We start from the raw sequence: 6,551 nt of genomic DNA, 5'->3' as shown, positions 1-6,551 counted from the left end.
CCTCGTGCTGGGCTTCGCCCGGTCAGCCCTCGGCGGCGTCCTTGATGTCGGCGAGCACGGCGCCGGAGGTGACGGTCTCGCCGACGGCGGCCTTGAGCCCGGAGACGACGCCGGCCTTGTGGGCGGTGATCGGCTGCTCCATCTTCATCGCCTCCAGCACGATCACGAGATCGCCGGCCGCCACCGTGCCACCCTCCTCGACGGCGATCTTGACGATGGTGCCCTGCATCGGGGCCGTCAGCGAGTCACCGGAGGCCGCGCCGCCGGACTTGCCGCCACCCGAGCGCTTCGGGGCCTTCTTCTTCGCGGCTGAGTTGCCACCACCACCGAGCGAGAGGCCGCCGGGGAGCGACACCTCCAGGCGCTTACCACCCACCTCGACGACGACGGTCTGGCGCTCCTCGGCCTCGGCCCCGTCGGCCGCCCCTCCGGCATACGGCTCCACGGTGTTGTCCCACTCGGTCTCGATCCAGCGGGTGTGGATCGTGAACGGGGTGCCGTCGGCCGGCGCGAACGCCGGGTCGGAGACGACCGCGCGGTGGAACGGCACGACCGTGGGCATGCCGTCGATGACCAGCTCGGACAGCGCACGGCGGGAGCGTTCGATGGCCTGCTCGCGGGTGCGGCCGGTGACGATGAGCTTGGCGATCATCGAGTCGAACGCGCCGGCAACGGTGTCGCCCTCGACGATGCCGGCGTCCCAGCGCACGCCCGGGCCGTGCGGCACGACCATGCGGGTGACGGTGCCCGGCGCCGGCAGGAAGCCGCGGCCGGCGTCCTCGCCGTTGATGCGGAACTCGATGGAGTGGGCGTGCGGCTCCGGGTCGTCGTAGTCGAGCGACTCGCCGTTGGCGATGCGGAACTGCTCGCGGACGAGGTCGATGCCGGTCACCTCCTCGGAGACCGGGTGCTCCACCTGCAGGCGGGTGTTGACCTCGAGGAAGCTGATGTCGCCCTGGGGCCCGACGAGGAACTCGCAGGTGCCGGCGCCGACGTAGCCGGCCTCCTTGAGGATCGCCTTGCTCGCACGCAGCAGCTCGGTGTGCTGCTCCTCCGTGAGGAACGGGGCCGGCGCCTCCTCGACGAGCTTCTGGTTGCGGCGCTGGAGCGAGCAGTCGCGGGTCGAGACGACGACGACGTTGCCGTGCTGGTCGGCCAGGCACTGGGTCTCGACGTGGCGCGGGTGGTCGAGGAAGCGCTCGACGAAGCACTCGCCGCGGCCGAAGGCCGTCACGGCCTCGCGGACGGCCGACTCGTAGAGGTGCGGGATCTCCTCGATGTCGCGGGCGACCTTCAGCCCCCGGCCGCCGCCGCCGTATGCCGCCTTGATCGCCACCGGGAGGCCGTGCTCCTCGGCGAAGGCGACCACCTCGTCGGCGCCGGACACGGGGTCCTTGGTGCCCGGCACGAGCGGGGCCCCGGCCTTGGTGGCGATGTGTCGCGCCTTGACCTTGTCGCCGAGGGAGTCGATGGCCTCGGGGCCGGGGCCGATCCAGATCAGGCCCGCGTCGATGACGGCCTGGGCGAAGGAGGCGTTCTCGGCGAGGAAGCCGTAGCCGGGGTGGACCGCGTCGGCGCCGGCCTGCCGGGCGACCTCGAGGAGCTTCTCCTGCACGAGGTAGCTCTCACCCGGGGTGGACCCGCCGAGCGCGTACGCCTCGTCGGCGACCTTGACGTGCAGGGCATCGCGGTCCGGGTCGGCGTAGACCGCCACCGAGGCGATCCCGCTGTCCGTGCACGCCCGCGCGATGCGGACGGCGATCTCACCACGGTTTGCGATCAGGACCTTGCTGATGGATGCCATGGCTCGGACTCTATCGGGCTGACACGGCGTCGATTCCGCGTGATTCGTTGTATTCCCGCGCGTCTCGCAGTGAGGTCCGGCACATCGTGTCCGGGGCGGTCGATCTAGCGTGGTCGGCATGACGACACACGAGCCAGCCCCTGTCCTCGCCCTCGGTCACGCCTCCACCCCCGCCCTGGCCATCCCGCAGATCGGCTTCGGTGTGTGGGAGGTGCCGGACAACGAGGTCGACGGCGCGGTCGGTCGCGCCCTCGAGGTCGGCTACCGCCACGTCGACACGGCACGGATCTACGGCAACGAGGAGGGTGTCGGCCGCGTCCTCGCACGCGACACCGTCGACCGCGACGACGTATTCGTGACGACCAAGGTGTGGAACGACGACCACGAGAACGTGCCGGCTGCGTTCGAGGCCTCGATGAAGCGGCTCGGCCTCGACGTGCTGGACCTCTACCTCATCCACTGGCCGGCCCCCTCCCAGGACTCGTACGTCGAGGCGTGGAAGGCGATGCTCGAGCTGCAGCGCGAGGGCCGGGTCCGGTCGGTCGGCGTCTGCAACTTCCAGGTGCCGCACCTGCAGCGCCTCCTCGACGAGACCGGGGTGCTGCCCTCCATCAACCAGGTCGAGCTGAGCCCCTACCTGCAGCAGCAGGAGCTGCGCGCCTTCCACGCCGAGCACGACATCGTGACGGAGGCGTGGAGCCCGCTCGCGGTGCGAGCCGGGCTGCTGCAGGACCCGGTCGTCGTGGAGCTCGCCGGCAAGCACGACGTGACGCCCGCACAGCTGGTGCTGCGGTGGCACGTCGAGTTGGGCAACGTCGTCCTCACCCGATCGGTGACGCCGGCCCGCATCGCCGAGAACTTCGAGATCTTCGGCTTCTCGTTGGGCGACGACGAGCTGCAGTCGCTCGCCGGGCTGGACCGTGGAACCCGGACCGGGCCCGACCCGGACACCTTCGGCTGACCTGTCGGGGGTCGGGCGCAACCACTAGGTTGGCCGGCATGGGACTGTTCTCGCGCAAGGGCAGGGGCGGGGCCGGCCCCTCCGCCGAGGAGTACGAGGCCGACCACGCGCCCGAGCTGTCCGACACCGCGGAGGCGGACGGCCCCGCCGGAGACTTCACGGGACGACCGGTGGCCCAGCCGCTCGGGTCCGAGGAGCGCGACCGCCTCGCCCGTGCGCTGGAGCAGGCGGCCGCCGAGGGCGTGGACGTCGACGACCTCGAGTCGATCGGCACCCACTACGACGACGCCTACCGCCGCTGGTCTGCCGGGGGCGGCGCAGGCCGGGGGCCCGACGTCATCGTCGAGACGTATGCCGTGGCGATCGGGGAGCACCTCGCGCGTCACAGTGCCCGGGAGTGGGCGGTCGTCACCGACGTGTTCGGCACCGACCTCGGGCTCGTGGCGGCGCGCGCCGACACGGTCGTGGTGCCGCACAACCTCGTCGGCGCCCGGTGGATGCGCGGCGAGACCGGGTGGATCCCCGGGGTGGTCTCGCACCTGGTGCGGATCCGTCCGCGCGCCGGCTGACGGGCCGCCTAGGATCGCCGTCATGGACAGTGCCGCCCAGGGTGGGGTCGACCAGCGGAGCAAGCGCGACCTGGAGGAGGGAATCGCGCGCGACTTCGTGCGGAAGATGTCGTACGGCGACTACCTGCGCCTCGAGACGCTGCTCAGCGCGCAGCAGCCGCTGAGCGAGCCGCCCCAGCACGACGAGCTGCTGTTCATCATCCAGCACCAGACGTCCGAGCTGTGGCTGAAACTGATGATCCACGAACTGCGTTCTGCCAGAAACCTGCTGAGAGAGGACGAGCTGGCGCCCGCGCTCAAGCGCCTGGCCCGCGTCAAGCACATCCAGCACACCCTGACGGACCAGTGGTCGGTGCTGGCGACGCTGACGCCCAGCGAGTACGCGCAGATCCGGCCCTTCCTGGCGTCGAGCTCGGGCTTCCAGTCGGCGCAGTACCGGGAGGTCGAGTTCCTCCTCGGCAACAAGAACGCCGACATGGTTGCCGTGTTCTCCCATGACGAGGCGGCCCGCGCAGCGCTGGACGAGCTGCTGCACGAGCCGAGCCTCTACGACGAGTTCCTCGCCTACCTCTCCAGGCGGGGCTATGCCGTCCCGCCGGCGCTGCTCGACCGCGACTGGACCCAGCCATACTCTCTGAACGACGGCCTCGTCGACGTGTTCGCCGGGGTGTACGCCGAGCCACACGAGCACTGGGGTGTGTACGAGACCTGCGAGGAGCTCGTCGACCTCGAGGACAACTTCCAGCAGTGGCGCTTCCGGCACCTGCAGGTGGTCCAGCGCACCATCGGGCAGAAGACCGGCACCGGTGGCTCGACCGGCGTGAACTTCCTGCGGCGCGCGCTCGACCTCACCTTCTTCCCCGAGCTCTACGAGGTGCGCACCCGCATCGGAGGCTGACCATCAAGTCTCCGGGCTTTTCTGAGCTGGTCAGGGCTGGTCAGGGCTGGTCAGGGGTGGTCAGGGCTGGACAGAGTCGTCGCGTTCGAGCGTCCGGTTCAGAAGTCGGTGGCGCAGGCTGCCGACGCTGGCGGGTGGCTCGCACTGGCACGGGCAGTCCGGGACGCACAGCTCCTCGAAGCAGGCATCCAGGCACTCGCAGACGACCTCGGGGCGCGGGGGTGTGTCGACGCGTGGCTGGCGTCCACGCATGAGGCGGCGACGTGTGCTCAGCTCCGTGTCCGTCGGATGGTCCGTGGGCCGGGTGCGTCCCGCCGCCGCGTCAGCCAGCTCGTCCCGCGCAGGTCGCAGGTGGTACCAGCCCTGCGCGTCCAGCCGGTCGTAGCGCGGACGGCTCCACCGGTCGTAGGGCACCTCGTCCGGGGGCGCCACGTCGAGATGCGCCGGGAACCGGCGCCCCTGGTTGTCACGCACCGCGTCAGCCGGCACCGGCGGTACCTCCCGTCCTTCCGCGTCGACGACGGCGAGCCTCAGCCCTGCCAGGTGGAGGATGCGCTGGAACTGTGTGACCCCGGGGTCGAGGGCACCGGACTCCAGGCGACAGACGCGGCTGGCTGAGGTGCCGGTCTCGGCGGCGAGATCACGTTGACTGAGGTCGGCAAGGCGCCGGACGCGGACGACATACCGGCCCACCCAGTCATCGTCGCCGTGGGTTGTCGAGGTCATGCGCCCAGGCTGCCGAAGCCCGCCGACACTCCTGGCTCGGAAAGTCGACTTGTCCACAGCCGAGCGAGCGCCGATAACGCCAAGCGGCGCATGCCTGCGTCACTGGTGCACAGGACGAAACAGTGACGTAGCCGGCAGGCGCAGTCACCTCGGGCGCGGTGGGGGTTGCCCGGCTGCGTCACTGTTGCGGGAGGCGAAACAGTGACGCAGGGAGCGGTGGGTGCTGGCGTCAGCTCGCGGTCCTGACGCGGACCTGGCGCTTGATGCGGGCGAGCATGGCGACCATTCCTCGCATGCGTAGGGGCGACACCGCTTCCGCGAGGCCGAAGCGCATCGGGGCGTCGTCCGGCACGGCGAGGACCTCGGATGCGGAGAGGCCGTCGAGTCCCTCGTGCAGGATCCCGGCGAAGCCGCGAGTGGTCGGCGCCTCCGCCGGGGCATCGAAGAACAGGCTCACCGGGCGCTCGTCCATGGACGCGCCCTCGCCGACCTCGACGGTCAGGAACAACGGTGACTGGCACTCGTCGACGCGTTCGAGCTGTTCCAGGCGGCCGGCATACCGCTCGGGGAGGTCCGGCAGCTCATCGCTGAACTCAAGCAGCAGCTGAAGCTTCAGCTCGTTGTTGGCCGACCGGAAGTCCTCGGCGATCTCGGCGAGGGGCGCCGGCAGGGGAGTGTCGCTCACGTCAGGCTCCTCGATCGTCTCCGCGTCACTTCTCGATGGGGACGCGCACCGCGTTGCCCCACTCGGTCCACGAGCCGTCGTAGTTGCGCACCGACTCGAAGCCGAGCAGGTGCGTCAGCACGAACCAGGTGTGCGACGAGCGCTCGCCGATGCGGCAGTACGCGACGACGTCGTCGGAGGGCGCGAGCCCCTGCTCCTCGAGGTAGATCGCCTCGAGCTCCTCACGGGACTTGAACGACCCGTCCTCGTTGGCCGCGCGCGCCCACGGCACCGACTTCGCTCCGGGGATGTGGCCGCCGCGCATGGCGCCCTCCTGCGGGTAGTCCGGCATGTGGAGCAGCTCACCGGAGTACTCACCGGGGGAGCGGACGTCCACGAGCGGCTTGCCGAGGTGCGCGAGCACGTCGTCCTTGAAGGCACGGATGGGCGCGTCGTCCCGCTCGGCCACGGGGTAGTCCACCGTCTTGGCGACGGGCACCTCTCGAGTCAGCTCACGGCCCTCGGCGACCCACTTGGCGCGGCCGCCGTCGAGCAGGCGAACGTCCCGGTGGCCGAACAGGCTGAAGACCCACAGCGCATAGGCCGCCCACCAGTTGCTCTTGTCCCCGTAGATCACCACGGTCGTGTCGCGGCCGATGCCGCGTGCGCCCATCACCTCGGCGAAGCGGGAGCCGTCGACGTAGTCCCGCGTGACCGGGTCGTTGAGGTCGACGTGCCAGTCGACTTTGAGCGCTCCCGGGATGTGGCCGGTCTCGTAGAGCAGCACGTCCTCGTCGGACTCGAGCAGCGCGATGCCGTCCGGGCCGCCGACGTTGCCGGCAGCGACCTGCTCGGCCAGCCACTCGGTCGTCACGAGCCGCTCGGGGTGGGTGTACGCGGAGATCTTCGTGTCTTCAGCGCTCATGGCC

Annotated in this window: 7 protein-coding genes; 3 read left to right on the top strand and 4 right to left on the bottom strand. The window is 70.5% G+C overall.

The genetic code is table 11. From position 1 onward, the window contains the following. Positions 1-22 precede the first annotated feature (22 nt). A complete protein-coding gene (locus ABD194_RS07545) occupies positions 23-1,804 on the bottom strand; it encodes an acetyl/propionyl/methylcrotonyl-CoA carboxylase subunit alpha (protein ID WP_343989599.1) in 1,782 nt (593 codons plus the stop codon). Positions 1,805-1,922: 118 nt separating this feature from the next. On the opposite strand from ABD194_RS07545, the gene ABD194_RS07540 reads away from it, so the two are divergent. Genes ABD194_RS07540 through kynA form a run of 3 tightly spaced genes read left to right on the top strand, consistent with a single transcriptional unit; the run spans position 1,923 to position 4,232 of the window. After that, the gene (locus tag ABD194_RS07540; protein WP_343989597.1) at positions 1,923-2,765 is read left to right on the top strand and encodes an aldo/keto reductase; all 843 of its coding nucleotides are present in this window, start codon (positions 1,923-1,925) and stop codon (positions 2,763-2,765) included. Between the two features lie 38 nt (positions 2,766-2,803). Next, entirely contained in the window at positions 2,804-3,334 is a 531-nt protein-coding gene (locus tag ABD194_RS07535; protein ID WP_343989595.1) for a DUF3806 domain-containing protein, read from the top strand. A 22-nt stretch (positions 3,335-3,356) separates the two neighbouring features. Then, complete coding sequence (gene kynA / locus ABD194_RS07530) at positions 3,357-4,232, top strand: tryptophan 2,3-dioxygenase (RefSeq protein WP_343989593.1); 876 nt, start codon at positions 3,357-3,359, stop codon at positions 4,230-4,232. Between the two features lie 60 nt (positions 4,233-4,292). On the opposite strand, the gene ABD194_RS07525 is transcribed toward kynA, so the two are convergent. The 3 genes from ABD194_RS07525 to ABD194_RS07515 form a co-directional block, all read right to left on the bottom strand. Further along, complete coding sequence (locus ABD194_RS07525) at positions 4,293-4,958, bottom strand: helix-turn-helix domain-containing protein (RefSeq protein WP_343989591.1); 666 nt, start codon at positions 4,956-4,958, stop codon at positions 4,293-4,295. A gap of 229 nt (positions 4,959-5,187) precedes the next feature. After that, positions 5,188-5,643 (bottom strand): SufE family protein, encoded by a 456-nt coding sequence (locus tag ABD194_RS07520; protein ID WP_343989589.1) that lies wholly within the window; start codon positions 5,641-5,643, stop codon positions 5,188-5,190. Between the two features lie 25 nt (positions 5,644-5,668). Further along, positions 5,669-6,547 carry a sulfurtransferase gene (locus tag ABD194_RS07515; RefSeq protein WP_343989588.1) on the bottom strand — a complete coding sequence of 293 codons (879 nt, stop codon included), beginning with the start codon at positions 6,545-6,547 and terminating at the stop codon, positions 5,669-5,671. Positions 6,548-6,551 lie beyond the last annotated feature (4 nt).

It is taken from the genome of Terrabacter terrae (genome assembly GCF_039529575.1).
Lineage (GTDB): Bacteria > Actinomycetota > Actinomycetes > Actinomycetales > Dermatophilaceae > Terrabacter > Terrabacter terrae.
This window is presented reverse-complemented; position numbering and strand designations above follow the sequence as displayed.

Bases quoted from the DNA above. Each gene is read 5' to 3' on its own strand.
- ABD194_RS07525 (WP_343989591.1), bottom strand. From the start codon at position 4,958: ATGACCTCGACAACCCACGGCGACGATGACTGGGTGGGCCGGTATGTC.
- ABD194_RS07545 (WP_343989599.1), bottom strand. From the start codon at position 1,804: ATGGCATCCATCAGCAAGGTCCTGATCGCAAACCGTGGTGAGATCGCC.
- ABD194_RS07540 (WP_343989597.1), top strand. From the start codon at position 1,923: ATGACGACACACGAGCCAGCCCCTGTCCTCGCCCTCGGTCACGCCTCC.
- ABD194_RS07515 (WP_343989588.1), bottom strand. From the start codon at position 6,547: ATGAGCGCTGAAGACACGAAGATCTCCGCGTACACCCACCCCGAGCGG.
- kynA (WP_343989593.1), top strand. From the start codon at position 3,357: ATGGACAGTGCCGCCCAGGGTGGGGTCGACCAGCGGAGCAAGCGCGAC.
- ABD194_RS07535 (WP_343989595.1), top strand. From the start codon at position 2,804: ATGGGACTGTTCTCGCGCAAGGGCAGGGGCGGGGCCGGCCCCTCCGCC.